Source organism: Brevundimonas sp. S1H14, assembly GCF_047716865.1.
GTDB lineage: Bacteria > Pseudomonadota > Alphaproteobacteria > Caulobacterales > Caulobacteraceae > Brevundimonas > Brevundimonas naejangsanensis.
Genome location: NZ_CP136679.1, coordinates 1,483,698 through 1,509,996 on the forward strand (window position 1 = coordinate 1,483,698; position 26,299 = coordinate 1,509,996).

Here is a 26,299-nt window from a genome sequence, read left to right on the forward strand (position 1 = left end):
TTTAAAGCCTGATTTCCTTGACCGACGACAGTTACCAAAACGCCGCCCCGATGGCGCCGGGCGATATTTCGACCATCACCATCGAGGATGAGCTGAAGCGCTCCTACCTCGACTACGCCATGAGCGTGATCGTCAGCCGCGCTCTGCCGGACGCGCGCGACGGTCTGAAGCCTGTGCATCGCCGCATCCTGTACTCGATGCACGACCTGAACATGACGCCCGAGCGGTCGTACTCGAAGTGCGCCCGCGTGGTCGGCGACGTGCTGGGCCGCTTCCACCCGCACGGCGACGCCTCGGTCTACATGGCCCTGGTCCGGATGGCCCAGGACTTCTCGATGGGGCTGATGCTGGTCGACGGCCAGGGCAACTTCGGCTCGGTCGACGGCGATATGCCGGCCTCCATGCGTTACACCGAGGCCAAGATGGCCCCGGCCGCCGTGGCCCTGCTGACCGACATCGAGAAGGACACGGTCGATTTCCAGCCGAACTATGACGAGAAGGAGTTGGAGCCTGTCGTCCTGCCGGCGCGGATTCCGAACCTGCTGGTCAACGGCGCGGGCGGCATCGCCGTCGGCATGGCGACCAACATCCCGCCGCACAACCTGCGCGAAGTGATCGACGCCTCGGTCGCCCTGCTGGACGATCCGAACGTCTCGGACGACGCCCTGCTGGACATCGTGCCGGGTCCTGACTTCCCCACGGGCGGTGAGATCATGGGCCGCACGGCCCCGCGCAACGCCCTGCGCGACGGGCGCGGCTCGGTCATCGTGCGCGGCAAGGCCTCGGTCGAAGAGATCCGCAAGGATCGCGACGCCATCATCATCACCGAACTGCCGTTCCAGGTGAACAAGCAGACCCTGATCGAGCGCATCGCCGAAATGGTGCGCGAGAAGCGTCTGGAAGGCATCGCCGACGTCCGCGACGAGTCGGACCGCGCCGGGATGCGCATCGTCATCGAGCTGAAGCGCGACGCCTCGGGCGATGTGATCCTGAATCAGCTGTATCGCTATACGGCGCTGCAATCTTCGTTCGGCGTCAATATGCTGGCGCTGAACCACGGGCGACCCGAGCAGATGGGCCTGCGCGCCCTGCTGGAAGCCTTCCTCGAGTTCCGCGAGGAAGTGGTGGTCCGCCGCGTCAAGTTCGAGCTGGCCAAGGCTCGGGATCGGGGCCACGTCCTGGTCGGTCTGGCCGTCGCCGTCGCCAACATCGACGAGGTCATTCACATCATCCGCAGCTCGGCCGACCCCGCCGAGGCGCGCGAGCGGCTGCAGGCCAAGGCCTGGCCGGTCGGGGACATGATGGCCCTGGTCGAGCTGATCGCCGACCCGCGCACCGTGCTGGTTGAAGGCGGCAAGATCAGTCTGACCGACGAGCAGGCCCGCGCCATCCTGGCCCTGACGCTATCGCGTCTGACCGGCCTGGGCCGCGACGACATCTTCGGTGAGGCCCGCAGCCTGGCCGACACCATTCAGGGCCATCTGACCATCCTGTCGGACCGCAAGAACGTCCTGGCCATCATCCGCGAAGACCTGCTGTTGGTCAGGGCGCAGTTCGGCGTGGATCGCCGCACCCTCATCGGCGAAGGCGACGCCGAGATGGAGGACGAAGACCTGATCCCGCGCGAGGACATGGTCGTGACCGTCACCCACTCGGGCTACGTCAAGCGCGTCGCCTTGAACGCCTATCGGACCCAGCATCGCGGCGGCAAGGGCCGCAGCGGCATGTCGATGAAGGACGAAGACGCCATCACCGGCGTGTTCAGTGCTTCGACCCACACGCCGGTCCTGTTCTTCGCCACCAACGGCAAAGCCTATAAGCTGAAGACCTGGCGCCTGCCGCTGGGCAATCCGCAGTCGCGCGGCAAGGCCTTCGTCAACCTGCTGCCGATCGAGCCGGGCGACAGCATCATGAACGTGCTGCCGCTGCCCGAGGATGAGGCGACCTGGGGCGACTACGACATCATGTTCGCTACCCGCTCGGGCGACGTGCGCCGCAACAAGCTGAGCGACTTCGCCACAGTGAACCGCGCGGGCAAGATCGCCATGAAGCTGGAAGACGGCGACGGCATGGTCGGGGTCGGCTTGTGCACGGCCGAGGACGACGTGCTGCTGACGACCGCGCTGGGCCGGGCCATTCGCTTCAAGGCCGACGACGTGCGCGTGTTCAAGGGCCGCGATTCCACCGGCGTGCGGGGCATCCGCCTGCAGGACGGCGACACGGTCATCTCGATGGCGATCCTCGGTCGCGTCGATGCGACGCCGGAGGAACGCGCCGCCTACGTCAAACACGCCAACGCCATGCGCAAGGCGCTGTCCGGCGCCGATGCAGAGGACGAAGGCGTCACGGTCGAGGCGGACGAAGAGGATGCGGGTGACGCCGCCCTGTCCGTGGAGCGCATCGCCGAACTGGGCGCGGCCGAGCAGTTCATCCTGACGGTCACGGAAACCGGTTTCGGCAAGCGGTCCTCGGCCTATGAGTATCGTCGCACGGGTCGTGGCGGGCAGGGGCTGACGGCCCACGGCCTGGGCGGTCGTGCAGGCACGCGTCTGGCCGCCGCCTTCCCGGTCGAGGAGTCGGACGATCTGATGCTGGTCACCGACGGCGGCCAGATGATCCGCACTCCGGTCGGACAGGTCCGCATCGTCGGCCGCTCCAGCCAGGGCGTGACCATCTTCCGCACCGGCAAGGACGAGAAGGTCGTCTCGGTCGAACGTCTGGCCGATTCCGGCGGCGATGATGAAGACGGCGACGCGGGCGACGCCCCGGCGGTCGAGGGCGGCGAGGCCTGATCCTGTATGGCCGTCGCTCCTGAGCTCTGGATCGACGGCCGTCCTGCCGGGCTTGAGGATCTGGGCCATCAGGCCCTGATCAACTACGGCGCCCTGACCTCCTTCGTCGTGGAGCAGGGCGGCGTGCGCGGGCTGGACCGGCATCTGGACCGTCTGAACCGTTCGGCGCTGGAACTGTTCGGCGAGGCTGTCGCCGAGCAGCGCCTGCGCGAACAGATGCGGGCGGCTCTGGCCGGGCGGACTGGAGCCTGGCTACGCATCAGCCTGTTTTCCCGCGAACTGTCCCTGCGTCAGCCGGACTGGATCGGCGCGCCGCAGGTGATGATCAGCGTCTCGTCGCCGCCGTCGCCTCTGCCGCACGGCGTGCGTCTGCAAAGCCAGACCTATGGGCGCGAGGCGTCGCATCTGAAGCATGTCGCCACGATGGGCCTGCTCAGGGCGCGGCGCATGGCGCGGCTGGCAGGCTATGACGACGCCCTGTTCACGGACGCGGAAGGCCGGATTTGCGAAGGCTCGCTGTGGAATGTCGGCTTCATTCAGGGCGATACGGTCGTCTGGCCGGACGCGCCCATGCTGGACGGCGTGGCGCAGGCCCTGATCCGCGACGCGTTGGAGCGCGCCGGAGCGCCGCAGCGCAAGGCGGTGGTGAGGCTGACCGATCTGTCCCGCTTTGATGGGGCTTTTCTGTGCAACAGCGCTACGCCCGCAGCCGAGATCGCGGCCATCGACAACCATGTTTTCAGCGGCGCGGCTGATGCAGTGCAACAAATAGGCGCCCTTTGGCGATCACAGCCGCGTCAGAAAATCTAGGCCGTTCATTTCGCACCTGCTAAACGGACCCAAACGATGGGGAGGCCGCTGGCCATGCGTATCGGACTTTATCCGGGCACCTTCGATCCGGTTACCAACGGTCATCTCGATATTATCGGGCGGGCGGTCAAGCTGGTGGACCGTCTGGTCATCGGCGTGGCCCAGAACGACGACAAGGGCCCTCTCTTCTCGACCGCTGAGCGGGTCGAGATGATCAAGGCCGAGGTCGCGCGCTTCAACGCCGACATCGAGGTGCGGCCATTTTCCAGCCTGCTTATGCACTTCGCCGAGGAACTGAACGCCAGCGTTATCGTGCGCGGCCTGCGCGCGGTCGCCGATTTCGAGTATGAGTTCCAGATGACGGCGATGAATCAGCGCCTCAACAGCGACATAGAGACGGTGTTTCTGATGGCCGATCCGCGGCATCAGGCGATCGCCTCGCGACTGGTGAAGGAAATCGCCCGGCTGGACGGCCGGATCGACAGCTTCGTCAGCCCCGCGGTCGCCGCGAGCGTGTTGGCCAAGGTCAAGAAGGATTGAGGTCGGGTTTGAAGATCAAGTCTGTGATGGCGCTGGCGACGGCGACTGCCCTGCTGGCCGGAGCTGCGATGGCGCAGGCGACCAGCCAGTCTAGTGACTGGCGCACTGTGTCGCCCGAGAACCTGTGGGTGATCGACACGGCCAGGGGGCGCATCCTGGTGGAGCTGGAGCCGCGCGCGGCGCCGAACCACATCGAGCGCATCCGCACCCTGACCAGTCAGGGCTTTTATGACGGGCTGAAATTCCACCGCGTCATTCCCGACTTCATGGCCCAGACCGGCGACCCCAAGGGCACGGGCGAGGGCGGCAGCGAATTGCCGGACCTGAAGGGCGAGTTCACCTTCCGGCGCGGACGCGACAGCGGCTTCGCCCCGGTCGAGAACAGCGGGCCGGGCCTGCGCGGCGTCATGGGCTCCATTCCCATCGTGACCCAGCCGGACGCCCAGATGTTCGTGACGGCTGACTTCAAGACCTCGGCGCAAGGGTTGTTCTGTCCCGGCGTGGCGGGCATGGCGCGCGCCGGTTCCCCCGACAGCGCCAACAGCCAGTTTTTCCTGATGACCGGCCAGAACGATAATCTGAACGGCTCCTACACGGTCTTCGGACGCGTGCTTCAGGGGCTGGACGTGGTGAAGTCGCTCAAGAAGGGCAATGACGCCAGCGACGGCGCCGTCGGTCCTGATGCCGACGCGATGGGTCGCGTGCGTCTGGCCTCGGCCATGCCGGAGGCCGAGCGGCCGACGATGCGCGTGGCCGTGCCCGGTTCGGCGCCGTTCAACGCCGCCGTCGAGGCGGCGCGCGCTGAAAAAGGCGCCTCTTTCACTATCTGCGACGTTCAGCCGCCTGTGCAGGGCGGCTGAGCCGCGCGCCACGCTCGGGGAGGGGCGGGGACATGAAGCGGGGAGTTCACACTATCGGGGCGGCGTTGCTGGCCGCCATGCTGGCGAGTTCGGCCGCTGCTCAGGACGCTGCGGCGATTGCGGATGAGCAAGACCGGGCGGCGGCCATCGCCGCCCGCGACTGGCGCTCTGTGGCGCCGGACAATCTGCTGATCATCGACACCAACAAGGGCCGTATCCTGGTCGAGATGACGCCCGAGGCGGCGCCCGGCCATGTCGCCCGCATTCGCCTGCTGACCAAGGCGGGCTTCTATGACGGCATACCCTGGCATCGGGTCATCGACGGCTTCATGGCGCAGACCGGCGATCCGCTCGGCACCGGCGAGGGCCAGAGCTGGCATCCAGACCTGAAGGCCGAGTTCACCTTCCGCCGCGACGCCCAGACGCCTTTTGCTCCCGTGGCTGCGCCGGCGGGCGCGCTGATCGGCTTTATGCAGTCGCTGCCGGTCCAGACTCAGCCCGACGCCGTGATGGCGACGACGGCGGATCGCAAGGTTCACGCCTGGGGCCTGTATTGTCCGGGCGTGGCGGGCATGGCCCGCGACGATGCGCCCGACAGCGCCAACAGCCAGTTCTTCCTGATGCGCCAGCCCTATCCGGCGCTGGAGAAGCGTTACACCATCTGGGGCCGGGTCGTGTCGGGGCTGGATGTGGTGCGCGCCCTGAAGTTCAGCCCCAATCCGGACGGCATCGTCACGGACCCTGACCGGATGACGCGGGTGCGCGTGGCGGGCGACCTGGCGGAGGGCGAACGACCGTCCGTGCGTGTGCTGAGCACAGACAGCGCCCGTTTCCGCACCCTGGTCGAGAGGACCAGAGCAGCCAGAGGGGCGGACTTCTCGGCCTGCGACATCGAATTGCCGGTCGAGGTGGATTAGCCGCCGTCTATTCAGCGACGCCGCTGTTTCCGCCGCCGCGCTTGCGACGCCTGCGACGGCGCGGCTTCTGCTGCCGATCCTCGCGCATTTTCTGCAACAGAAGCCCTTCGCGCAGGCCGCGATCGGCGACGCGGACACGCTCGCACGGCCAGGCGCGCTGGACGGCCTCCAGAATAGCGGCCCCGGCCAGGACCAGATCGGCGCGGTCCGGCCCGATGCAGCTTTCCGCCGCCCGTCCTGCGGGGCCGAGCGCGATCAGGCGGTCGGCGGCTTTTTCGCAGTCGCCGCGCGTCATCCACAGGCCGTCGACCAGATCGCGCTGGTATCGCCTCAGCCCCAGATGAATCCCGGCCAGACTGGTGATGGCGCCCGAGGTGCCGACCATATGGCCGCGCCCCGCCTCGATACGGGCCAGGAATTCAGGACCCGGTCCGCCAGAGGCGATGGCGGCGCCGAAGTCCGCGACCATGGCCTCATACCATTCGCTGGTTCCGTCCTTGGGTTCAGGGTGGCGTTCGGCCAGACTTACGACGCCCAGCGGCGCCGACATCCACGCCACGGTTTCAATCCCGCGCGCGCCCTTCATCAGCCAGGACAGTTCCGTCGAGCCGCCGCCGACGTCGATCACCAGCACCGCCTCGGCGCGCGGATCGAACAGGTTCAGGCAGCCCGCGACCGACAGGGCGGCTTCCTCCGCCGGGTCGATGATCCGCAGGCGAAGGCCGGTGCCGCGCCGTACGCGCTCGACAAAGGCGGGGCCGTTTTCGGCCATGCGGCAGGCCTGGGTGGCGACGGCGGTCAGGCGCTTGGGATCAACGCCCTTGCGCACCAGACGCTCGGCGCACAGGGCCAGGGCGTCATAGGCCCGGTCCATCGCCCGGTCGTCCAGACGGCCGGTGCGCGACAGGCTTTCGCCCAGGCGCACGATGCGACTGAAGGAATCCACCACGCGAAATCCGTCACGCGCCGGACGCGCGATCAGCAGGCGGCAATTATTGGTCCCCAGGTCGAGCGCGCCGTACAGAGGGGCGTCTCGATCGATGCTCCCGCCGCTGCGGGAACGCCGAGGCAGGGACCGCGAGTCGCGCCGTTCAGGCGCGCCAGGGGTCTCCGGCATGGGCCGAGCTTTCATGTGGGCGGTCCGAAGCGGCGCCCGTCCCCGACAGGTTAGACCGCGACTCCCTGTCGCGCCAGTCCGTCGTCGCATGCGGTGACGAATGAGGCGGCTTGGTCCAGCGTTGCAACAGTCATGCGTGACGACTGCGAACCGCCGCGCTAATCTACCCCGAAAGGCCATCAGAGCCGTGAGGAGCGTTCCATGTCCGACTTCGAGCACGTTTTCGAGCAGCCGCCGGAAGGCGCCGCCGCCGACTGGACCATCCCCCAGAACTGGTCGGCCTATACCGAGGTCGAACACCAGACCTGGAACACCCTGTACGAGCGGCAGATGAAGATCCTGCCCGGTCGCGCCAGCGAAGCCTTCCTGCGCGGTCTGGACGCGCTGGACCTGAACGCGGGCGGCATCCCCGACTTCGACGTCATCAATCCGAAGCTTCAGGCCCTGACCGGCTGGACCGTGGTCTGCGTGCCGGGATTGGTGCCGGACGAGGTCTTCTTCGACCACCTGGCCAACCGCCGCTTCGTCTCGGGCCAGTTCATCCGCAAGCCGGATCAGCTGGATTACCTGCAGGAGCCGGACATTTTCCACGACGTGTTCGGCCATGTGCCGATGCTGACCGACCCCGACTTCGCCGCCTATATGGAGGCCTACGGCAAGGGCGGGCAGCGGGCGGCGTCGCTGGGGATGCTGCCGAACCTGGCGCGCCTGTACTGGTACACGGTCGAGTTCGGTCTGATGCAGGAGGCGGACGGCCTTCGCATCTATGGCGCGGGCATCGTGTCGTCGGCGACCGAGAGCGTCTTCAGCCTTGACGACCCCTCGCCGAACCGGCTGGGCTTCGACCTGGAGCGCGTGATGAAGACCCTGTACCGCATCGACGACTTCCAGCAGGTCTATTTCGTCATCGACAGCATCGAGGCGCTGAAAACGGTGACGCTGCAGGACTTCGGACCGGTCTATGAGCGGCTGAAGGGCGCCGAGGCCCTGCCGATCGAAGCTGTGCTGCCGACGGACAAGGTCTTCACGCAGGGCACTCAGGCCTACGCCAGGAAGGGCGGGCGGTTCGCGGCATAGACGGCGCATCTTCTCCCTCCCCTTTATGGGGAGGGTGGTCGCGTAGCGACCGGGTGGGGAGGGCCAGGTGATCCTGGGTTCAGCGCTTGAATAGCCAAGCCGCCCCCACCCGTTTTCGCCCTGCGGGCTCAACCACCCTCCCCATAAAGGGGAGGGAGAAAAACAGAGTCCAATTCGTCTGAATCGTCTGAAATCTCCTTCGCGGCGCGGGCGGGGAGGCGATGATGGCGCGCGGTGAAGGGCGGGCGGGCTAAGGCCTGCGGGACGCCCACAAAGCCCGTGCTTTTCAGGGATTGGGAGGCGGTGTTGCGATGGCTGCAGGCGCCTCTGTCGCCTCTTCCGTCTCCGATTGTGGGCTAAGGGCTTAAGTGCGCTGGAACGGGTAGAAGCCGCCGCCCAGGTCGAGGATCTGCGTCAGCTCGTCCAGCGCGCCGCGCGTCTCGTCCAGCAGGGCGGGGTCGGCCAGGTCGCGCGCCGTCAGGCTGTCGCGATACCAGCGGCGGCCCCAGTCGGACAGGCGGGCGTGCAGGGTGTCGGTCAGGCGCATGGCCGGGTTGGTCGCCGCCAGTTCGGCCTCGGTCAGGACGACGCGCAGACGCAGGCAGGCGGGGCCGCCGCCGTTGCGCATCGACTGGCGCACATCAACGTATTCGACATGGCCGATCGGGCCGTTGGAAGCGGCGAGGCTTTGCGCCACCGCATGACTGCGCGGGTTGTCTCGCGTTTCGGTCGGGCAGATCAGGGTCAGGCGGTCCTGGCCCGGAACCCGGATCAGCATGGAGTTGAACAGATAGGAGCTGATGGCGTCGGCCAGCGGCAGGTCGGCGGCCGAGACCTCGACGAACTGCGGCTCGAAGCCGACGGCGGCGGCGCGGATGGCGGCCTTGGTCGCGTCCGTGTTTTCGAAGGCCAACTCATGGAAGAAGAGGGTGTCCAGCGCCCCGACGCAGACCACGTCGTTGTGAAAGGTCCCGCCCGCGATGGCGGCCTTGCCCTGACGCGCCAGAACGGCGCCGGACGCTGCATGGCGGCGCATGATGGCCTCGGACGCTTCGCGCGTCTGGCGGGCGGGGAAGGGACCGTCCCAATGTTCCCAGGCCTCGCGGCCCCAGACCATCAGATTGACGCCCGCCTCGCCGTGATCGCGGCACAGGCGGACGTGGTTGGCTGCGCCTTCGTCCGCCAGATGGGCGACCGAGGGCAGGGCGTCATGAACGGCGAACCGGCTGGCGTCGGGGAAGAGGGCGTCCAGCGAACGCTTGGTCTGATCGTGCTCCAGACTGCGGTGCAGGTTGGTGATCAGGTTGGCGGGGGTGAAGTGGACGCGGCCGTCGGCGGCGTCGGCGCTGGGCGTCACCGTGGCGGCGTTGGCGGCCCACATGGGCGAGGCCGAACAGGCGGCGGCGGCGAAGGAGGGGGCGTCCTTCCACGCCCGCTCCAGCACCTGGGCGTCGGAACCGGTGAAGCCCAGCGACCGCAGGAAGGGAATGTTCGGCCGCTCATGCGGGGGGAGGACGAACTGGGGCAGGCCCAGGTCGGCCAGCAGTTTCATCTTGTCGAGGCCTTGCAGCACGGCCGCGCGCGGGTTCGACGCCTCGCCCTTGTTCAGGCTAGACGCCAGATTGCCCGGCGATAGCCCGGCGTAGGAGTGCGTCGGCCCGATCAGGCCGTCGGCGTTGGCTTCGACCGCGGAAGTCATGCGCGCAGGCCCTTGATCTCGCTTTCGATATTCTTGATCGCACCGGCTTCGAAGCTGGCGACCGGATAGGCGCAGTAGTCGGCGGCGTAGTAGGCGCTGGGGCGGTGGTTGCCGCTGGCGCCGAGGCCGCCAAAGGGCATGTCGCCCGCCGCGCCCGTGGTCGGACGGTTGAAGTTCACCACGCCCGCGCGGATGCGTTTGATGAAGCGGTCCCAGTTCTTCGCATCGTCGCTGACCAGACCGGCGGACAGGCCGTATCTGGTGGCGTTGGCGGCGGCGATGGCGGCGTCGAAGGTGGGGACGCGCAGCACCTGCAGGAAGGGGGCGAACATCTCTTCGTCCTCGACCGCGACGCCGGTGACGTCGATGATCGCAGGCTTCAAGAAGGCGCCCGGAAGGTTGTCGACGGGGCCAGAGGCGCGGATCACGCTCGCGCCCGCGTCGATGCGTTGTTGCAGGGCGGCCAGCGCAGCGGTCGCCGCCTTTTCCGAGATCAGCGGCCCGGCGTAGGGCTCGGGATCGCTGTCCCAGGGGGCGAAGTTCAGGCGATCCGACAGGGCGGCGACGGCCTCGACGATCGCGTCACCCGCTGCGCCCTCCGGCACGATCAGGCGGCGGGCGCAGGAGCAGCGCTGGCCGGTGGTGACGAAGGCGGACTGGACCACGATGCCCGCGACCGCTTCGGCGTCGGCGGCGTCCCACACGACCAGCGGATTGTTGCCGCCCAGCTCCAGCGCCAGGATGACGTGCGGATCGTCGGCGAACTTGCGGCGGAAGTGGGCGCCTGCCGCGCCCGAGCCGGTGAACATCAGGGCGTCGATCGGCTGATCCAGCAAGGCCGCGCCGGTCTCGCGCCCGCCCTGCACCATGTTGAACACGCCCTTGGGCAGGTCTGCGGCCTCGAGGCATTCGGCCATCAGCTGGCCGGTCAGGGGCGTTTCCTCGGACGGCTTGAACACCACTGTGTCGCCCGCCAGCAGGGCCGGAACGATGTGGCCGTTGGGCAGGTGGCCGGGGAAGTTGAACGGGCCGAGCACCGCCGAGACGCCGTGCGGGCGGTGGCGAAGGACGGCGCGGCCGAAGGCGGTGTCGTTCGACCGCTCGCCGGTGCGCTCGTCATAGGCGCGGATCGAGATGTCGACCTTGCCCTGCATGGAGGCCAGTTCGGTTTTCGTCTCCCACAGGGCCTTGCCGGTTTCTCTGGCGATGGCCTCGGCCATTTCGGGCGCGCGTTCTTTCAGGATGGCCTGATAACGTTTCACCGCGTCGATGCGATCACCGCGCGGGCGGTCGGCCCAGTCGGGGAAGGCGGCGCGGGCGGCCTCGACGGCGGCGCCGACCTGTTCTGCCGTGGCGGCTTCGCCTTCCCAGACGGTTTCGCCGGTGGCGGGGTTGGTGGAGGTGAAGTGGGTCATATCAGTATCCGCTCATCCCGGCGGACGCCGGGACCCAGTACTTTGGCCGCATCTGAGCGGCGGGACGAAAGGCCAAGTCAAGTCGGGAGGCGTTGTGCGCGGGGTTCTCACTGGGTCCCGGCGTCCGCCGGGATGAGCGGGAAATCCCGAGGATCACGACTTCACCCGCACCGTAGCGCCGTCCTTGATCTTCAGGGCGGCGGCGACATCGGGACTCATGCGGGCCAGATCGCCGTCGACCAGGACGCGGGCGCGGACGGCGCGGAAGGCGGCGACGCTGTCAGTCGAGACGAGGGAGGGCAGGTCGACCTCGACCTCGTTTTCGATGCACGCGGTCAGGACGCGGGCGTCGCGCACGGTGCGGATGTTGTCGCGGCCGCAGGCCACGGTCGGGCCGGCGTCGAAGATGTCGACCAGACCGTTGGGGCGGAAGCCTTCGCTTTCCAGCAGGGCCATGGCGGGCACGCCCTGGGGGTGGACCTTGCCGATCACGGCGCGGGCCGGTTCGGGCAGCAGGTCGATGTAGATGGGGTGGCGCGGGGCCAGGTCGAGGATGAACTGCTTGTCGGTCGAGCCGGTCATGCGATCGGCGTCGTCGAAGTCCATCGGGAAGAACTTGTGCGCCACATGGTCCCAGAAGGGGCAGTAGCCGTCGGGCGTGAAAACGCCGCGCAGTTCGGCCAGCACATTGTCCGCGAACAGCTCGGGCTGGGCGCCGATCAGCATATAACGCGACTGGCTGAGCAGACGCCCGGCGCCGCCCTTGCGCCGGTCGGCTTTCAGGAACAGGGAGCCGACCTCGGTCCAGCCGGTGCATTCGTTGACCAGCACCAGCGTCTGATGGTTCAGTTTCACGTTCAGGGACGGCGACTGGACGGTGTTGTTGACCACGCGGAAGCTGAAGAAGGGCCGCTTCAGCCCCACCGTCGCCTTGACCGAGCCGATGCCGTCGATGTCGCCCGTGTCGCCGTCTTCCAGCATCAGGGTGTACCAGGCCTCTTCGGGCGCGATCCTGCCTTCAAAGCTGGCCTTGCTGAGTTCCAGCCGCTCGCTCAGGACGTCGGCGTCCTCGGGCAGGCTGGTGAAGCCGGGGCCGGACAGGATGGCCAGTTCGAGCAGGTGATGGAGGTCGGCGGGACCGGCGGGGCGAACAACGAGCATGCGGTTACATCGTCTCCAGTCGGAGCTGTTTCAGTTTGAGGGCGTCGATCTCGCCCGAGGCGATCTTGCACAGGATCAGGGCGGATAACTGTGCCCGTTCGACGAAGCTGGCGGGCCAGGCGAATTCCTGATCCGAATGAATCTCGCCGCCGACGACGCCCAGGGTGTCGACGTTGGGCAGGCCCGCGGCGTGCAGGTTGTTGCCCTCGCAGACGCCGCCCGAGGGCTTCCAGGCGATGGTCTGGCCCAGCAGGTCGCCCGCGTCGCGCACGGCGTGGAACAGGGCGGTCTGGCTGGCGTCCATCGGCTTGGGCGCGCGGGTCATGCCGCCGTGCAGGTCCAGCGTCAGGCCGGAGAATGGCGGCTCGGCGGCGAGGGCGCGCACCGCCTCGTCGATCCATGTCGCGCTTTGGGCGTCCGGTACGCGGACGTTGAAGCGGACCACGGCGTTGTCGGCCACGACGTTCAGGGGGCCGCCGCCCGCGATCTTGGCGACATTGACGGTGACGCCCTCGCGCTGGCCGTTCAGGGCGTGCAGGCGGGCGGCGATGATGGCGGCGCCCGCGACGGCGTTGGCGCCCTCGTGGAAGGCGCGGCCCGCATGGGCGGCCTTGCCGGTGACGATCAGGTGGAAGTTGCCGCTGCCCTTGCGCTCGCCCGCCAGGGTGCCGTCGGACAGGGCGGGCTCATAGGTCAGGCCCACGTGGCCGCGCGCGCCCAGTTCCGCCAGCAGGGGGGCAGAGGCGGGAGAGCCGATCTCTTCGTCGGGGGACAGCAGGACGGTCCAGCCGACGCGGGCCTTGTCGGGATGGGTCTCGAAGGCTTCCAGCGCGGCCAGCATGACGCTGATCCCGCCCTTCATATCGGCGATGCCCGGTCCGTTCAGGGCTCCGTCGTCGCGCGTGATGACGCTCTGGAAGGCGCTGTCGGCGGGGAAGACGGTGTCGTAGTGGCCGGTCAGCACGACCTGAAGCGGCGCCTGGGGCCGGGCGGTGATCTTCAGGCAGTCGGCGTAGCTCTCGGCGATCACCGCGCCGCTGTCGGCGACGGTGGTCGAGCCCTGGGTCGGCACGCGCTCGACCGTGGCTGTGCCGAAAGCGGCGCGCGCTGTCGCCTCCAGAACGTCGAGAACCCGCGCCAGCCCTTCGGCGTGGCGGCTGCCTGAGTTGATGTCGGACCAGTCGATGGCGCGTTGAACAATGGCGTCGCCACGGGCCGCGACGTGGTCCAGCACGGCCTGATCCTGAGGTTCGATCCGCATGGCGGCGAGCCTAGACGTGCGCGGGAAAAAGGTGAAGGCGGGGCGATATCTCTCTCACGCCCTTGGGATTTCGGGCTTCGGCGGGATAGTTTCGCCGCCTCAGTCAGGGAGTCGCGCATGAACCGTCGGATCGCACCGCCTCAACCCTTCGCCCCGGTCGATTCGGCCGAGACGGCGGCGGCGCTGGCGCGCGGCAGCGCCATCGCCTTCTGGATCTGGGGCGCGGTCGGCCTGATGCAGGCGGCCCTGGTCTGGTTCATGGGAGCGCCCGAGCATGAAGCCATGCGCGGGACGACGGCGGGTTTCGCCGTCTTCTTCGCCGCCATCGCCTTTCTGTTGGGTCGGGTGCAGTGGCGGCGTCCGAACCGGCTGCTGCCCGGTTTCGGCATGGTGTGGGCGGTCTATGAGCTCAGCGCCCTGTCGGTCAGCCTGATGGTCGGCGCGCCGCTGGGCGCGGCGGGCATGCCGGGCTGGAGCTTCGGCGTGGCGGGCACCGCCATGATCCTGTGCCTGTTGCTGCACATCGGAGGCCTGCGCGGGGCGACGGCGCTGGCGAAAGACGGCCCCACGGCCTAGGTCAGGGGACAGACAGGAGTTCGCCCATGACCGTCACCCTATACCACAACCCGAAATGCTCGACCTCGCGCAAGGCGCTGGAGCTGCTGCGTGAACGCGGGATCGAGCCGACGGTGGTCGAGTATCTGAAGACCGGCTGGGACGCCGAAACGCTGAACCGTCTGGCGCGGGGGACGGGCGGCGGGCTGAAGGGCCTGCTGCGCAAGAAGGAGGCGAAAGCCGCCGAACTTCTGGCCGCCGATGCCGACGATGCGACGGTTCTCGCCGCCATGATCGAGAGCCCGGTCATTGTCGAGCGACCTATTGTGGAAACAGCGAAGGGCGCGGTGATCGGTCGGCCGCTGGAGGCGGTGCTGCAGGTGCTGTGAAGGCGCGAGTTGCTGAGTTTCAACTATAGGTGTGTTGTCGATATTGCCCAAGTTGTATTGTGCGTCTATCCAGTCATCAGAGATCGGTTGCCCGGAAACCGCCGTAGAGTTGGTCGTTCGCGATAACCGAAGTCAGCAATGGCATGTATCGCTTGGGGAGTTGGTCAGACGGCGTTGCTGTAGAGCGACATGGAACGGACGACGATGCGTTACTCTTTCAGTTAATTGAGAACGCCGAAAAGCTATCGATGTGAACCGCGCAATGGGTGAGAATCGGCCAATGCTATGACTCCCATAAGTGCAGCATCGCCACTGCCTTATGATAGATTGTTTCGAGCGCTGGAAGCTCATCATCCTTCAAATTGATTGTGAGCGCCAAGTCGTCAACGGCGAGTGTTGCCGAGCAAAGACCGGAGCGCCCTTTGAAGCAACTTACAAATGGAGCGTGTGTTCCGGAAGATGTATTCGGGCTGTAGGTCCAGTAGGTATCATCGCCAGCCTTGATCCACTCGTGGCCTTGCCATTCGATTGTATTCGGGCTGCAAATGGTTTTTGAAACGTATCCACCCCCATTAGCCCGTCGACATAGCTCTGTCCTGTCTTCAACTAGGACAAGTATATGTTGTCGCAAGTCATCTGCAGGGTTGAGGATGAATATGAACCCTTCGTCTTTCGGCTTAGGAAGGAAGAATGGAGTAGAACTCCTGGGAACTAGATTAGCGACGGGCACATTGTAGCGATGACCAGAGACACGCTGCTGTTCATTGGTGCAGCTGGCCAAAAGCAGAGCCGTCGCGCCTACAGCCAAACTGACAGCTAACGATTTTTGGCGAGCAGCACTCATAATCCAACAATAACGGCTCTCGGGAGAGACCGCTACGGTCGAAAGCGGACCTTCCACGCGCCCCCAAATTGACCCCTCCGCGCTTCGATGCCAGACCCCGGCTGTTCGTCACGCTTGGAGTTCGCCCATGACCCGCACCCTGTATGGCATCAAGGCCTGCGACACGATGAAGAAGGCGCGCGTCTGGCTGGATCAGAACGGCGTGGCCTATGATTTCCATGACTATAAAGCCGCAGGCGCGGATCGCGCCGATGTGGAGCGCTGGGTCACCGAGCATGGCTGGGAAAAGGTGCTGAACCGGGCGGGCACGACCTTCCGCAAGCTGTCCGACGCCGACAAGGCCGATATCGACGCCGCCAAGGCGGTTGAGCTGATGCTGGCCCAGCCGTCGATGATCAAGCGGCCGGTGCTGGATCTGGGCGACGGGCGGACGCTGCTGGGCTTCAAGCCGGACATCTACGCCGAGGCTCTGAAGGGCTGAGAGTCAGTCCTCGACGGCCGTGTCGGGGCGGTCGTGGCCGTCCGCGCGTTCGGTGATCCACTGGCCCGAGGCGTCTTCATACTCGATCCAGGAGGTGCGGTCCGGCACGCGTTGTTCGCGCGCCGCCGCCGAGGCGGCCGCCAGCGCCGCCGCGTGGCTGGGAAAGGTCTCGGAATAGCTGTCGCCCAGTTGATAGGCCCAGCCGCCGTCGTGCGGGACGATGCGATAGGTGATGTTCATTCGGCGTCTCCGAGGGGTCTGGCGACACCGTTGAACGCGGCCCGGAGCGTGTCGAGTCACGCTGTGGTGACGCATTACGAAGAGTTCATGCGCGCGACTGCATCCGTAGGCCATCATCGCCGCCTCTTGTGATCAGAAGGCCGCCATATCAGGTTCGGCCTAACCAGGTTTCACACTAGGGGCGACAACCCATGAACGGCTTTGAAATCCTCATCCCCCTGGCGCCCTTCCTCATGGTGGTCGCCATCGTCGCCATCCCCGCCTGGCTGAAGAGCCGCGACCGGCGCGAGATGCAGGCCACGCTGCGGGCGGCCATTGAAAAGGGCCAGCCCCTGCCGCCTGAAGTGATCGAGAGCATCAGCAAGGAAAACGCCAAGCCGCCGGCGACGGCCGCGCGCGATCTGCGCACCGGAGTCATCCTGGTGGCGGTGGCCGTCGGCATCGGCATCTTGGGCTATGCGGTCAGTTTCGCCGAGATGGACGCCTACTATCCCATCGTCGGGGTCGCCGCGATCCCGGGCATGATCGGTCTGGCGTTCATCATCCTGAGCTTCTTTAACAAGAACAAGGGTTAAGGCGGATCGGGGCAGGGAAGCCGTCATGGCCAAACCTTTACGCGATCTGCACGATGTCGAGCTGGCCGGGCTGGCGGCCGGGGGCGGCCGCCGCGAGTTCGGCGAGCTGGTTCGTCGGCATGGCTCGGCGGTGCGGGGCCTTCTGCGCCGCATGGGCGCCCAGCCGGCGCTGGCCGACGACGTGGCCCAGGACGCCTTTCTGCTGGCGTTCGAGAAATGCGCCGAGTTCAGGGGCGAGGGCACCTTCGCCGCCTGGATCAAGCGCATCGCCGCGCGCCTGTATCTGAAGCGTATCTCGAAGGAGGCGCGCTATGTGGCTGAAAGCGAAACGGAACATGTCGCGCCTGTGGTCGACAGCATCGGCCGCGTCGATCTGGACGAGGCGCTCAAGGGGCTCAGCGAGGCTGAACGCCTGTGCGTTTCCCTGTGCCACGGCGCGGGGCTGTCGCACCCGGAAATCGCCGCGGCCATGAATTTGCCGCTCGGAACGGTGAAATCTCATGTCAAGCGTGGTCTGGATAAACTTCGGGCCCGGCTCCAGCCGGGGCCGGTTGCACTCGGGAGCGCATCCCATGTCGGCTGATGAATTCGATCCTGCGATCGAGCGCCTGTTCGCCCAGGCGCCGCAGTTCCCCGATTCGGTCTTCTTTGAAGCCGATGTGGCGGAGCGGCTGAACAAGGCGTCGCGGTTCCGCTCAATGGCCCTTTCCGTGGCGGGGCTGGCGGGCGGCGTCATCGCCGTGCGCGAACTGCTGAACGTCAACTTCCATCTGGGTCCGAACAGCTTCACCGCCGAGGCGGGCGCGGGGTCGCTTGATTCGGCTGGCGCTCAGGGCGGGCTGGCGCTTCAGTCGCTGCTGGAGCGGTCAGGACTGGGCGATGCGGCGCTCAGCGCGATGGGCTCAATGGGCGGGATGCAGATGTTCTGGGCCACGGCCGGGGTGCTGGTCGCCCTGCTGGCGGCGGGGGCGGTGAAGCTGTCGCAACAGATCTGAGCGCCGTTTTCCCGCCCCAGTCCCGGCTTAGGGCTGGAAAAAGCCGTTTCGCGCCCAACGCCTGCGTTGCGGCGATGACGCCGAACCTCTAGGGTCGCGGCGTTTTTAATGTTCGGCCTTGGCTGCATTTTTTGGGGCGACGCTTCGTGGTTGATGTCTTCGAACAGGTCGAGGAGGAGCTTCGCTCCGAACGCTATCGGCGTCTGGCCCGCACCTGGCTGCCCGTTCTGGGCGGCGTTCTGGCGGTCGCCCTGGTCGCGGCGCTGGCCTGGTGGGGCTGGCAGTCCTATGTGAGCTCGCAGGCCGACAAGGCCTCGGCCGCCTATGAAAAGGGCGTCGAAGCCCTGCAGTCGGGCAAGTCGGCTGAAGCCGACGCCGCCTTCGCCGAGGCCGCCAAGGTCGGCGGCGGCTATAAGGTCCTGGCCCTGATGCAACAGGGCGGTCTGGCTCTGGCCGAGAAGAAGACGACTGAAGCCGTCGCCCTGTTCGACGAAGCCGCCAAGGCGACGCGCGATCCGATCCTGTCGGACATGGCCGCGCTGAAGGCCGCCTTCCTGGTGATGGACACCGGTTCGCTGGAAGACGTGCAGAAGCGTCTGGAGCCGCTGGCCGGCGACAAGCGCCCGCTGCAGCCGTTCGCCCAGGAAGCGCTGGCGATGGCGCAGCTGCAGCACGGCAAGACCGCCGAGGCGCGACAGGCCTTCGTCCAGCTGCAACTGGGGCAGGACGTGCCCGACCCGGTGCGTCAGCGCGCCCAGGCGGCCGTTCAGGCGATCGACACCGGCACGGCGGCCAGCCTGGCCGCCATCGTCAAGGCCGCTGCGGCCCTGCCGACGACCGCCGCGGCTGCCGCTGGGGCTCCGGCCGCGCCGGTCGCTGAGGCCGACGCCGCTCCCGCCGCTGCGGCTCCGGCCGCTCGCCCTTGATTTGACGCCTTCGGGACGATTCGCATGAACAAAACCCTGAAAGTCGCTCTGCTGTGCGGTCTGGCGATGACCGTCGCCTCCTGCGGCACCGTTCGCAAAGCCCTGCCGTTCGGTCTGGGCGGCGGCAAGGATCCGGTGGCGACCGCCAGCGAAGGTCAGCGGATTTCCATTCTTGAGTTCGAACAGCAGTTGACGCCTTCGGCCGCTCTGTCGGGCCGCGATTTCTTCCTGCCCGGCCCGCAGGCGGTCACTAGCTGGAGCCAGCCGGGCGGCAACGCCGAAAACGCCGTTGAACACGTTATCGCCGCGCCGGATTTCGCCGTCGCCTGGCGTCGTGACATCGGCGCGGGTTCGGGGCGCACCGATCAGGTGATGTCGCCGGTCGTCGCCGACGGCGGCAAGATCTTCGTACTGGACGGCGAGGCGGGCGTGACCGCCGTCGACGCCGGCACCGGTCAGGTGGCCTGGAAGGCCAGCGTCAAGGTCGAGGAAGTCGATCGCGGTCGTCGCATCCTGGGCGTCGGCTTTGGCCGCGGGGCGGGCGGCGGCGGCTTCGGCGGCGGTCTCGCCGTCAGCGACGGCAAGGTTTTCGTCTCGTCCGGCTATCGCGTGATGACGGCGTTCGACGCCAATACGGGCGCCGAGCTGTGGCGCACCCCGGTCGATCTGCCGATCCACGGCGCGCCGACGGTGTCGGGCCAGCGGGTCTATGTCGTCGACGTCGACAACCAGTTGATGGCCTTCAACGTGGCCAACGGGCAGCAGGACTGGTCCTATCGGGGCATCACCGAGCCGGCCCGCATCATGCGCGCCTCCAGCCCGGCGGTCAGCGGCGGTACGGTGGTGGCGCCCTTCTCCTCGGGCCAGATCGTGGCCCTGCAGGCCTCGAACGGCCAGCCGGTGTGGGAGCAGGTGCTGTCGCGCACCAGCCGCACCAGCGCCCTGTCGGAACTGCGCGACATCGCCGGTCGCCCGGTGGTCAGCCGCGGCCAGGTCTATGCCGTCAGCCAGTCGGGCGTGCTGCAGTCGATGGATCTGCGCAGCGGCCAGCCCAAGTGGTCCCTGCCGGTGGCGGGCGTGAACCAGCCCCTGCCGGTCGGCGACGTGCTCTATGTGGTGTCCAAGTCGGGCGAACTGACCGTGGTCAACCGCGAGACGGGGCAGGTCTACTGGACCCGCGACCTGAACGAGGGCCGGGTGCGCAAGGAAGGCGGCTTCCTGGGCTTCGGCAAGCGCACCGTGCGTCCGGTCTGGTCGGGTCCGATCCTGGCGTCCAACCGTCTGGTGCTGGTCAACTCGGACGGCGAGGCGGTGGCCTTCGATCCGAAGACCGGCGCGCAGACCGCCAGCCTGAAGCTGGGTTCGGCCGCCTATATCGCCCCGGCCGCCTATAACGGCACCCTGTATGTCCTGACCGACAAAGGTCAGCTGGTCAGCATCCGCTGACCTTTCCCCCGATTTAAGCTAGAAGGCCGACATGGCTCTGAAGGTCGCCATCGTCGGCCGCCCCAATGTGGGCAAGTCGACACTGTTCAATCGTCTCGTCGGCAAGCGCCTTGCGCTGGTCGATGATCGCCCCGGCGTGACCCGCGACCGCCGCTACGCCGACGGCGTGATCGGCGACATGGACCTGACCCTGATCGACACGGCGGGGTATGAGGACGTCACCGACGAAAGCCTGGAAGCCCGGATGCGCGAGCAGACCGAGGCGGCGATCGAGGACGCGGACCTGATCCTGTTCATGATGGACGCGCGCGAAGGCGTGACCTCGCTGGACCGCATCTTCGCCGATCGCCTGCGCAAGGTGCACAAGCCCATCGTCCTGCTGGCCAACAAGTCTGAAAGCCGCGAGAGCGGCGGCGGCGTGGGCGAGGCGCACGGCCTGGGCTTCGGCGAGCCGGTGCCGATCTCGGCCGAGCACGGCGAGGGCATGGCCGACCTGTATCAGGCGGTCGTGGCGGCGTCCGAAGACATCTTCATCGAGGAAGTCGACGAGCCTGAAAAGCCGATCCGCATCGCCGTCATCGGCCGTCCGAACGCGGGCAAGTCGACTCTGATCAACCGCCTGATCGGCGATGACCGCCTACTGACCGGCCCGGAAGCCGGGATCACGCGCGACTCCATCTCGGTGGACTGGGTCTGGGAAGGCCGCAACATCCGTCTGATCGACACCGCCGGGATGCGCCGCAAGGCCCGCGTCCAGGAGAAGCTGGAAAAGCTGTCGGTCGCCGACACCATACGCGCCATCACCTTCGCCGAGGTGGTGATCATGGTGATGGACAAGGACGACGCCTTCGACACCCAGGACCTGCAACTGGCCGATCTGGTCGAGCGGGAAGGGCGGGCGCTGGTCTATGTCGCCGCTAAATGGGATCTGGAGGAAGAGCCTCAGTCGCGTCTGGCCGAGCTGAAGCGTCTGGCCGACGACAAGCTGCCGCAGCTGCGCGGTTCGCCGTTTGTCGCCCTGTCGTCGTTCAACGGTCGGGGCGTCGAGCGTCTGATGCCCGCCGTGCTGGAGGCCTATGACACCTGGTCGGTCAAGGTGAAGACCAAGGACCTCAACGACTGGCTGTCCCTGGCGACCCAGAGGCACCCGCCGCCCGCCGTGGACGGCAAGCGCATCAAGCCCAAATACATCGCCCAGACCAAGGCGCGTCCTCCGACGTTCGTGCTGATGGCCAGCCGGGCCGAGGCGATGCCGGATCACTACAAGCGCTATCTGGTCAACTCGATCCGCGAGAGCTTCGACCTGCAGGGCACGCCCATCCGCCTGAACGTCAAGTCGGGCTCGGCCAACCCCTATGCCGCGGGCGGCGCCAAGTCGGGGCCGGAACGGTTCAAGGGCGACGCCAAGACGGCGCCGCGTCGGGTGATCAAGGCCGAGAAGGCCGAGAAGCTGTCCAACCTGCCCGGCAAGGCGCTGGAGCAGAAGGCCAAGGCCGGCATCAAGCCCAAGGTGAAGCCGCTGGGCGGGCTGAAGGCCAGCGCGTCCAAGAAGTCCGGCTCGAACGCCTTCGTCGGCAAGGGCGCGCGCGGCGGCGCCCGTCAGGTGTCGCGCTCGGGCCGCGTCCGCACGGGCCAGAAGGGCGGCGCCAAGCGCTAAGGCGCCGCTTCTTTTATGCGGGCTTCGCCAAGTCTGCGTCTGCAGGGTTGATGAAGGAGGGTTTTATGCTTGCAGCGGTTCTGATGCTGGCGCTCGTCGTCCAGGCCGGAGAAGCGGCGGCCGTAACAGCGGAGTGCCGGGCGCCCGAAGCGCCGCCGGTGATCCGCCCGGTCAAGCCCACGCGACCTGCGACGCCGTCATGTGTCGATGAGGCGCGGGCGCGGCATAACTGCCGTCCGGCGGCCTATGCGGCTTTCGAGCGTGAATTGGCGGCCTATGGCGAGGCCTTCAACGCCTATGTCGATACGCTGAACGACTATACGGCGGCCTTGGCCGACTATGCGGCGGCCGCCAACCGCTATTCGATATGCGAACGTAAGCTGGCTGGGCCAGAGGGTCTGATACAGGGCTGACGCCCCGTTCATTCCGTAACAGGCTACCTGCGCGATAGCCGTCTTGGCGCGGTTTGGTTCGGGGTCTCGGGCTCGTCGCCCAGGGCCAGCTTGAGCGCGATGGCGACGACGACCACCCAGCGCAGCTCATGCCAGTTCATGGCGATGCTCTCGGTCATCATGGTGATGGTGTAGGAGGTCATCATCGGCAGGACCAGCCATCCTGCCGGGCTGGTATAGGCGGCCCAGAAGGACTGCGCCCAGATCTGCAGCAGGAAGAGGGCGAACAGGATGACGCCGCCCAGACCCAGGGCGATGTAGAGCTCCAGCCAGCCGCTGTGGGCGTCGGCGGGAATGAAGTGGGCCTGATAGCCGATCCACGCCTTGGGGCCGGTGAAGCTGGGGTCGTCCCACACCGCGCCATAGCCGAAGCCGCGCCACGGGTGCTCGGACATCTGCTGCATGATGCCGGACCAGATTTCGGTCCGGCCGGTCAGGGTGGCGTCCTTGCCCAGCAGGGCGAAGAAGGTATCCGTCTCCATTGCGATCAGCAGGCCCGCGCCGATCACCACTACGACCGCCAGCCAGGTAGCGATGACGGCGCGCAGCGGACCGGATTTCACGATCGCTACAAAGCCCATGGCGGCCATCGACAGGAACAGCACCACAAGGGCGGTTTTCGATGTCGACAGGATGATGAGCATGACGGGCAGGATGGCGAGGCCGAACCAGAGCTTGCGTCGTTCCGGCGCCATCATGCCCGCGGCGATCATGAAGACGGCGGATTTCACCATGACGTTGCCGAGTGAGTTCTTTTCCAGCCACAGTCCGCGCCAGGCGCCGGGGAAGAGTTCCTGCATCCGGCCCATGTCGGGCAGCAACAGGCCCAACAGGAAGGAAATCACCGCCAGCACCGCCAGCGTCCCGGCTACGATTTCGGTCAGGCTTTTCCAGCTCCAGCGCGACGCCAGCGCCACGCCGGCCAGAGTAGTGAAGACCAGAGCGGGAATGCGCCGCGCCGTCAGGTCCGGCATGATCGACCAGAAATAGGTCGCGGCCGTCAGCAGCAGCAAGGCGATCAGCAGCGGCGAGCGCAGCATCCCCTTCAACGCGCGGCCGGGGCGCATACAGACCAGCACCAGCGCCAGCAGATAGGCCGGATAATAGAAGTTGCGCAGGAAGTCGGCCGATCGCGCGCCATAGCCGGTCAGCGGCGCGCTCCAGAAGCCGACATAGGTCAGGATCAGGCCGATCGAGGCGATGACCGCCACGATATCGGCCAGAGGGGCGGCGCGGATGAGCGGAAGCGAGGGACGCTTCTCCGCTGGGGCCAGGATCATCTGGTCTTCTGCGCCCGCTCCCCCGGACATCCGGGTGTCAGACCAGGGCGGCCGCCGACAGGCCCTGCTTCCATTCCTTGAAGCTGACCGTCAGGGGCGGGGTGAAGTCGGGGCGGGCCAGTTCGACCATCAGGGGGCCGATCTCCGAAGGATGAGGCAGGACTTCGGGATCTTCGCCCGGAAAGGCCTGAGCGCGCAATTGGGTCCGCATCCGGCCCGGATCGACGATGCAGGCGCGCACCGGCGTGCTTTCGATCTCGTCCGCCCAGCATTTGACCAGGGCTTCGGCGCCCGCCTTGGTCGCGGCGTACATGCCCCAGAAAGCGCGCGGCTGGCTGGCGACGCTGGTGGTCAGGTGGATGGCGCGACCGGCGTCGGAGGCGCGCAACAGAGGCTCCAGCGAGCGGATCAGGCGATAGACGCCGGTGAAGTTGATCTTCTCGACCTTGGCGAACTCGCGCGGCTCAGCGTGGGCGACCGGGGTCAGGCCCGATGGGCCCATTGTGGCGGCGGCCTGAACCCAGATGTCCAGCTTGCCGAACCGCTCGAACAGGGCGCCGCCCAGACGGTCGATGGCGCCGCCGTCCACGAGGTCGAACGGAACCAGGCTGGCGTGCTGGCCGGTGGCGGCGAAGATTTCGTCGTCCAGCTCCTCAAGCGCGCCCTGGGTGCGGGCGGCGGCGATGACATGGGCGCCGGCCTTGGCCAGGGCGAGGGCGGCCTCGCGGCCGATGCCGCGCGAGGCGCCGACGACCAGGGCGACGCGATTGGCGAGGGGGAGGGAAGCATTCTCGGACATGGCCCGCTGATAGCGCGGCCGGACGCAGGGTGGAAGGGCGCGACAGCTTCCCTCTCCCGCCGGGAGAGGGAAGCCTGATCTTCAGTAGCCCGGTGCGGGCTGCCACAGGCTGAAGCTGACCCCCTGGTCGTCGCTGACGACGGCGGACAGGCCTGACGGGCTTTCGGCGGGCACGGCGCATCGGCCGCCCAGTTCGACCACCCGGGCGCAGGCCGCCTCTATGTCGTCGACGCGGAAATAGAGGTTGGGGAAGGCCTTCTGCTCGCCCTTGGTGATGCCGAATGCAGGATCGGACTGGGCCACATGGGCGTAGGTCGGGCTGGACGAGGCGTCGTCGAAGCGCCAGCCGAACAGGCCCGCATAGAAGGCGCGGGCCTTGTCGACGTCAGGTGTGTCGAGCGTGAAGTAGCCGAGCTGGATCATCCAGCCTTAAGCGGTCACCAGCAGAGAAAGTTGCTTCCCGCGCGGATCGCGGCCGCCTTCCTCGATCTCGCGGTCCAGCAGGCGGGTCGGATAATCGCCGGTGAAGTAGTGGTCGGTGAACTGCGGGCTCGCCGGATCGCGCGGCCCGGCGCCGAGCGCGTCGTACAGGCCGTCGATGGACAGGAAGCCGAGCGAATCGACCTCGAGAACCGCGCGCATCTCTTCCATGCTGTGGGTGGCGGCCATCAGCTGCGAGCGCTCGGGCATGTCGATGCCGTAGAAGTCGGGGTAGAGGATCTGCGGGCTGGCCGAGCGCAGGTGCACCTCCCTGGCGCCCGCCGCGCGCACGGCGCGGACCAGTTTCAGCGAGGTCGTGCCGCGCACGATGGAGTCGTCGATCAGCACGACGCGCTTGCCTTCCAGGGCGGCGCGGTTGGGGCTGTGCTTCATCCGCACGCCCTTCTGACGGGCGCCCTGGCTGGGCTGGATGAAGGTGCGGCCCAGATAATGGCTGCGGATGATGCCCATCTCGTAGGGCAGGCCGCTTTCCTGCGCATAGCCGAGAGCGGCGGGGACGCCCGAGTCGGGCACCGGCACCACGACATCGGCCTCGACCACATGTTCGCGGGCCAGGCGACGGCCCATCTCCTTGCGGACCTCATAGACGGCGCGGCCGTTCACGACCGAGTCGGGGCGGGCGAAGTAGACGTACTCGAACAGGCAGGGACGGGCGGCGCGGGCGGCGAAGGGCTTGATCGACGTCAGGCCCTCGTCGTCGATGACCACGACCTCGCCGTGCTCGACATCGCGCACGAAGGTGGCGCCGATCAGGTCCAGCGCACAGGTCTCGGACGCCAGCACCCAGGCCTCGCCGACCTTGCCCAGCACCAGCGGGCGGATGCCCAGCGGGTCGCGTGCGCCGATCAGCTTCAGCCGGGTCTGAGCGATCAGGGCGTAGCCGCCCTCAATCCGGCTGAGGGCGTCGATGAAGCGATCGACGATCTTGGCCTTTCGGCTGCGGGCGATCAGGTGGAGGATGGCCTCGGAGTCCGACGTGGACTGGAAAATCGCACCTTCAGAGACAAGTTGCGCATGCAGGTATTTGAAATTCGTCAGATTTCCGTTGTGGGCGATGGCGATGCCGCCCTGGTCCAGATCGGCGAACATCGGCTGGATGTTGCGCAGGAAGCTGCCGCCTGCGGTCGAGTAACGGGTGTGGCCGATGGCGGCCGTGCCGGGCAGACGCTTGCTCAGCTCGGCATTACCGAAGGCGTCGCCGACCAGGCCCTGATGCCGCTCGGTATAGAAGAGTTCGTCGTGGACGCTGGCGATGCCGCAGGCTTCCTGCCCGCGATGCTGCAGGGCGTGCAGGCCCAGGGCGACGATGGACGAGGCTTCGTTTTTCGGCGCCCCCCAGACGCCGCAGACGCCGCATTCGAGGCGAAGCTGGTCATCGCCCGGCTCACGCCAATGCTCACGGTGAACGACGGGTTCGGCGATATGGTGGCGCATCGTCAGGCTCCGATGACCGGGGGAAGATAACTCAATGGGCGGCGACGCGCACGTAGTCTGCGAATGCGTCGGGGGC

General features: G+C 67.1%; 26 protein-coding genes. 16 read left to right on the plus strand and 10 right to left on the minus strand.

What is annotated here, in order from left to right; all coding sequences use genetic code 11:
• Positions 1–50 precede the first annotated feature (50 nt).
• Genes gyrA through RSD66_RS07310 form a run of 5 tightly spaced genes read left to right on the plus strand, consistent with a single transcriptional unit; the run spans position 51 to position 5,919 of the window.
• Complete coding sequence (gene gyrA / locus RSD66_RS07290) at positions 51–2,792, plus strand: DNA gyrase subunit A (protein WP_415289574.1); 2,742 nt, start codon at positions 51–53, stop codon at positions 2,790–2,792.
• A 6-nt stretch (positions 2,793–2,798) separates the two neighbouring features.
• On the plus strand, positions 2,799–3,602 hold the full coding sequence (locus tag RSD66_RS07295) for an aminotransferase class IV (RefSeq protein WP_415289482.1): 804 nt from the start codon (positions 2,799–2,801) through the stop codon (positions 3,600–3,602).
• A 54-nt stretch (positions 3,603–3,656) separates the two neighbouring features.
• The gene (coaD, locus tag RSD66_RS07300) at positions 3,657–4,142 is read left to right on the plus strand and encodes a pantetheine-phosphate adenylyltransferase (RefSeq protein ID WP_024353068.1); all 486 of its coding nucleotides are present in this window, start codon (positions 3,657–3,659) and stop codon (positions 4,140–4,142) included.
• A gap of 26 nt (positions 4,143–4,168) precedes the next feature.
• The gene (locus tag RSD66_RS07305; RefSeq protein ID WP_415289575.1) at positions 4,169–5,002 is read left to right on the plus strand and encodes a peptidylprolyl isomerase; all 834 of its coding nucleotides are present in this window, start codon (positions 4,169–4,171) and stop codon (positions 5,000–5,002) included.
• Positions 5,003–5,034: 32 nt separating this feature from the next.
• A complete protein-coding gene (locus RSD66_RS07310) occupies positions 5,035–5,919 on the plus strand; it encodes a peptidylprolyl isomerase (protein WP_415289483.1) in 885 nt (294 codons plus the stop codon).
• A gap of 7 nt (positions 5,920–5,926) precedes the next feature.
• Here the strand turns inward: RSD66_RS07310 and RSD66_RS07315 are convergent, their stop codons facing one another.
• Positions 5,927–7,036 carry a Ppx/GppA phosphatase family protein gene (locus RSD66_RS07315; protein ID WP_024353065.1) on the minus strand — a complete coding sequence of 370 codons (1,110 nt, stop codon included), beginning with the start codon at positions 7,034–7,036 and terminating at the stop codon, positions 5,927–5,929.
• A 201-nt stretch (positions 7,037–7,237) separates the two neighbouring features.
• On the opposite strand from RSD66_RS07315, the gene phhA reads away from it, so the two are divergent.
• A complete protein-coding gene (phhA, locus tag RSD66_RS07320) occupies positions 7,238–8,113 on the plus strand; it encodes a phenylalanine 4-monooxygenase (protein ID WP_024353064.1) in 876 nt (291 codons plus the stop codon).
• 364 nt (positions 8,114–8,477) lie between these two features.
• Here phhA and astB read toward each other — a convergent pair whose 3' ends face one another.
• The 4 genes from astB to RSD66_RS07340 form a co-directional block, all read right to left on the minus strand.
• The gene (gene astB, locus RSD66_RS07325; protein ID WP_415289484.1) at positions 8,478–9,812 is read right to left on the minus strand and encodes an N-succinylarginine dihydrolase; all 1,335 of its coding nucleotides are present in this window, start codon (positions 9,810–9,812) and stop codon (positions 8,478–8,480) included.
• Positions 9,809–11,227: a succinylglutamate-semialdehyde dehydrogenase gene (gene astD / locus RSD66_RS07330; protein ID WP_415289485.1), complete on the minus strand. Its 1,419-nt coding sequence runs from the start codon at positions 11,225–11,227 to the stop codon at positions 9,809–9,811. Before astD ends, astB begins: the two co-directional genes overlap by 4 nt.
• Positions 11,228–11,380: 153 nt before the next feature.
• Positions 11,381–12,388: an arginine N-succinyltransferase gene (locus RSD66_RS07335; protein ID WP_415289486.1), complete on the minus strand. Its 1,008-nt coding sequence runs from the start codon at positions 12,386–12,388 to the stop codon at positions 11,381–11,383.
• A 4-nt stretch (positions 12,389–12,392) separates the two neighbouring features.
• Positions 12,393–13,649 carry a hydrolase gene (locus RSD66_RS07340; RefSeq protein ID WP_415289487.1) on the minus strand — a complete coding sequence of 419 codons (1,257 nt, stop codon included), beginning with the start codon at positions 13,647–13,649 and terminating at the stop codon, positions 12,393–12,395.
• Positions 13,650–13,766: 117 nt separating this feature from the next.
• Between RSD66_RS07340 and RSD66_RS07345 the strand changes: the two genes are divergently transcribed.
• The 3 genes from RSD66_RS07345 to RSD66_RS07355 all read left to right on the plus strand — a co-directional run bounded on the left by RSD66_RS07345 (position 13,767) and on the right by RSD66_RS07355 (position 15,918).
• Positions 13,767–14,225: a hypothetical protein gene (locus tag RSD66_RS07345; RefSeq protein ID WP_415289488.1), complete on the plus strand. Its 459-nt coding sequence runs from the start codon at positions 13,767–13,769 to the stop codon at positions 14,223–14,225.
• A 26-nt stretch (positions 14,226–14,251) separates the two neighbouring features.
• Complete coding sequence (locus tag RSD66_RS07350) at positions 14,252–14,593, plus strand: ArsC/Spx/MgsR family protein (protein ID WP_415289489.1); 342 nt, start codon at positions 14,252–14,254, stop codon at positions 14,591–14,593.
• Between the two features lie 971 nt (positions 14,594–15,564).
• Positions 15,565–15,918, plus strand: a complete 354-nt coding sequence (locus RSD66_RS07355; protein ID WP_415289490.1) for an ArsC family reductase — start codon at positions 15,565–15,567, stop codon at positions 15,916–15,918.
• Positions 15,919–15,921: 3 nt separating this feature from the next.
• Here RSD66_RS07355 and RSD66_RS07360 read toward each other — a convergent pair whose 3' ends face one another.
• A complete protein-coding gene (locus RSD66_RS07360) occupies positions 15,922–16,158 on the minus strand; it encodes a DUF2188 domain-containing protein (protein WP_415289491.1) in 237 nt (78 codons plus the stop codon).
• Positions 16,159–16,349: 191 nt separating this feature from the next.
• On the opposite strand from RSD66_RS07360, the gene RSD66_RS07365 reads away from it, so the two are divergent.
• The 7 genes from RSD66_RS07365 to RSD66_RS07395 all read left to right on the plus strand — a co-directional run bounded on the left by RSD66_RS07365 (position 16,350) and on the right by RSD66_RS07395 (position 22,170).
• Complete coding sequence (locus RSD66_RS07365) at positions 16,350–16,733, plus strand: DUF6249 domain-containing protein (protein ID WP_024353055.1); 384 nt, start codon at positions 16,350–16,352, stop codon at positions 16,731–16,733.
• Between the two features lie 25 nt (positions 16,734–16,758).
• Positions 16,759–17,316, plus strand: coding sequence for an RNA polymerase sigma factor (locus RSD66_RS07370; RefSeq protein ID WP_119411784.1), 558 nt, complete (start codon positions 16,759–16,761; stop codon positions 17,314–17,316).
• Entirely contained in the window at positions 17,306–17,728 is a 423-nt protein-coding gene (locus RSD66_RS07375) for a hypothetical protein (RefSeq protein ID WP_415289492.1), read from the plus strand. The genes RSD66_RS07370 and RSD66_RS07375 overlap by 11 nt, the downstream gene beginning before the upstream one ends.
• 146 nt (positions 17,729–17,874) lie before the next feature.
• Positions 17,875–18,654, plus strand: coding sequence for a tetratricopeptide repeat protein (locus RSD66_RS07380; protein ID WP_119411786.1), 780 nt, complete (start codon positions 17,875–17,877; stop codon positions 18,652–18,654).
• Between the two features lie 24 nt (positions 18,655–18,678).
• Positions 18,679–20,100 (plus strand): PQQ-binding-like beta-propeller repeat protein, encoded by a 1,422-nt coding sequence (locus tag RSD66_RS07385; RefSeq protein WP_415289493.1) that lies wholly within the window; start codon positions 18,679–18,681, stop codon positions 20,098–20,100.
• Between the two features lie 31 nt (positions 20,101–20,131).
• Positions 20,132–21,757 carry a ribosome biogenesis GTPase Der gene (der, locus tag RSD66_RS07390; protein WP_415289494.1) on the plus strand — a complete coding sequence of 542 codons (1,626 nt, stop codon included), beginning with the start codon at positions 20,132–20,134 and terminating at the stop codon, positions 21,755–21,757.
• Positions 21,758–21,822: 65 nt separating this feature from the next.
• On the plus strand, positions 21,823–22,170 hold the full coding sequence (locus RSD66_RS07395) for a hypothetical protein (RefSeq protein WP_415289495.1): 348 nt from the start codon (positions 21,823–21,825) through the stop codon (positions 22,168–22,170).
• A 23-nt stretch (positions 22,171–22,193) separates the two neighbouring features.
• On the opposite strand, the gene RSD66_RS07400 is transcribed toward RSD66_RS07395, so the two are convergent.
• The 4 genes from RSD66_RS07400 to purF all read right to left on the minus strand — a co-directional run bounded on the left by RSD66_RS07400 (position 22,194) and on the right by purF (position 26,223).
• Positions 22,194–23,489 (minus strand): O-antigen ligase family protein, encoded by a 1,296-nt coding sequence (locus RSD66_RS07400; RefSeq protein ID WP_415289496.1) that lies wholly within the window; start codon positions 23,487–23,489, stop codon positions 22,194–22,196.
• A gap of 37 nt (positions 23,490–23,526) precedes the next feature.
• The gene (locus RSD66_RS07405; protein WP_024353047.1) at positions 23,527–24,288 is read right to left on the minus strand and encodes an SDR family NAD(P)-dependent oxidoreductase; all 762 of its coding nucleotides are present in this window, start codon (positions 24,286–24,288) and stop codon (positions 23,527–23,529) included.
• 81 nt (positions 24,289–24,369) lie between these two features.
• Positions 24,370–24,711 (minus strand): VOC family protein, encoded by a 342-nt coding sequence (locus tag RSD66_RS07410; RefSeq protein WP_119411790.1) that lies wholly within the window; start codon positions 24,709–24,711, stop codon positions 24,370–24,372.
• 6 nt (positions 24,712–24,717) lie between these two features.
• The gene (gene purF / locus RSD66_RS07415) at positions 24,718–26,223 is read right to left on the minus strand and encodes an amidophosphoribosyltransferase (protein ID WP_415289497.1); all 1,506 of its coding nucleotides are present in this window, start codon (positions 26,221–26,223) and stop codon (positions 24,718–24,720) included.
• Between the last annotated feature and the right edge of the window lie 76 nt (positions 26,224–26,299).

Coding starts and splice junctions, on each gene's coding strand:
- RSD66_RS07345 (WP_415289488.1), top strand. CDS start 13,767: ATGAACCGTCGGATCGCACCGCCTCAACCCTTCGCCCCGGTCGATTCG.
- RSD66_RS07335 (WP_415289486.1), bottom strand. CDS start 12,388: ATGCTCGTTGTTCGCCCCGCCGGTCCCGCCGACCTCCATCACCTGCTC.
- phhA (WP_024353064.1), top strand. CDS start 7,238: ATGTCCGACTTCGAGCACGTTTTCGAGCAGCCGCCGGAAGGCGCCGCC.
- RSD66_RS07360 (WP_415289491.1), bottom strand. CDS start 16,158: ATGAACATCACCTATCGCATCGTCCCGCACGACGGCGGCTGGGCCTAT.
- gyrA (WP_415289574.1), top strand. CDS start 51: ATGGCGCCGGGCGATATTTCGACCATCACCATCGAGGATGAGCTGAAG.
- RSD66_RS07310 (WP_415289483.1), top strand. CDS start 5,035: ATGAAGCGGGGAGTTCACACTATCGGGGCGGCGTTGCTGGCCGCCATG.
- astD (WP_415289485.1), bottom strand. CDS start 11,227: ATGACCCACTTCACCTCCACCAACCCCGCCACCGGCGAAACCGTCTGG.
- RSD66_RS07375 (WP_415289492.1), top strand. CDS start 17,306: ATGTCGGCTGATGAATTCGATCCTGCGATCGAGCGCCTGTTCGCCCAG.
- RSD66_RS07370 (WP_119411784.1), top strand. CDS start 16,759: ATGGCCAAACCTTTACGCGATCTGCACGATGTCGAGCTGGCCGGGCTG.
- RSD66_RS07305 (WP_415289575.1), top strand. CDS start 4,169: ATGGCGCTGGCGACGGCGACTGCCCTGCTGGCCGGAGCTGCGATGGCG.
- RSD66_RS07410 (WP_119411790.1), bottom strand. CDS start 24,711: ATGATCCAGCTCGGCTACTTCACGCTCGACACACCTGACGTCGACAAG.
- RSD66_RS07400 (WP_415289496.1), bottom strand. CDS start 23,489: ATGATCCTGGCCCCAGCGGAGAAGCGTCCCTCGCTTCCGCTCATCCGC.
- RSD66_RS07295 (WP_415289482.1), top strand. CDS start 2,799: ATGGCCGTCGCTCCTGAGCTCTGGATCGACGGCCGTCCTGCCGGGCTT.
- RSD66_RS07385 (WP_415289493.1), top strand. CDS start 18,679: ATGAACAAAACCCTGAAAGTCGCTCTGCTGTGCGGTCTGGCGATGACC.
- RSD66_RS07340 (WP_415289487.1), bottom strand. CDS start 13,649: ATGCGGATCGAACCTCAGGATCAGGCCGTGCTGGACCACGTCGCGGCC.
- astB (WP_415289484.1), bottom strand. CDS start 9,812: ATGACTTCCGCGGTCGAAGCCAACGCCGACGGCCTGATCGGGCCGACG.
- coaD (WP_024353068.1), top strand. CDS start 3,657: ATGCGTATCGGACTTTATCCGGGCACCTTCGATCCGGTTACCAACGGT.
- purF (WP_415289497.1), bottom strand. CDS start 26,223: ATGCGCCACCATATCGCCGAACCCGTCGTTCACCGTGAGCATTGGCGT.
- RSD66_RS07405 (WP_024353047.1), bottom strand. CDS start 24,288: ATGTCCGAGAATGCTTCCCTCCCCCTCGCCAATCGCGTCGCCCTGGTC.
- RSD66_RS07350 (WP_415289489.1), top strand. CDS start 14,252: ATGACCGTCACCCTATACCACAACCCGAAATGCTCGACCTCGCGCAAG.
- RSD66_RS07315 (WP_024353065.1), bottom strand. CDS start 7,036: ATGCCGGAGACCCCTGGCGCGCCTGAACGGCGCGACTCGCGGTCCCTG.
- RSD66_RS07365 (WP_024353055.1), top strand. CDS start 16,350: ATGAACGGCTTTGAAATCCTCATCCCCCTGGCGCCCTTCCTCATGGTG.
- der (WP_415289494.1), top strand. CDS start 20,132: ATGGCTCTGAAGGTCGCCATCGTCGGCCGCCCCAATGTGGGCAAGTCG.
- RSD66_RS07355 (WP_415289490.1), top strand. CDS start 15,565: ATGACCCGCACCCTGTATGGCATCAAGGCCTGCGACACGATGAAGAAG.
- RSD66_RS07395 (WP_415289495.1), top strand. CDS start 21,823: ATGCTTGCAGCGGTTCTGATGCTGGCGCTCGTCGTCCAGGCCGGAGAA.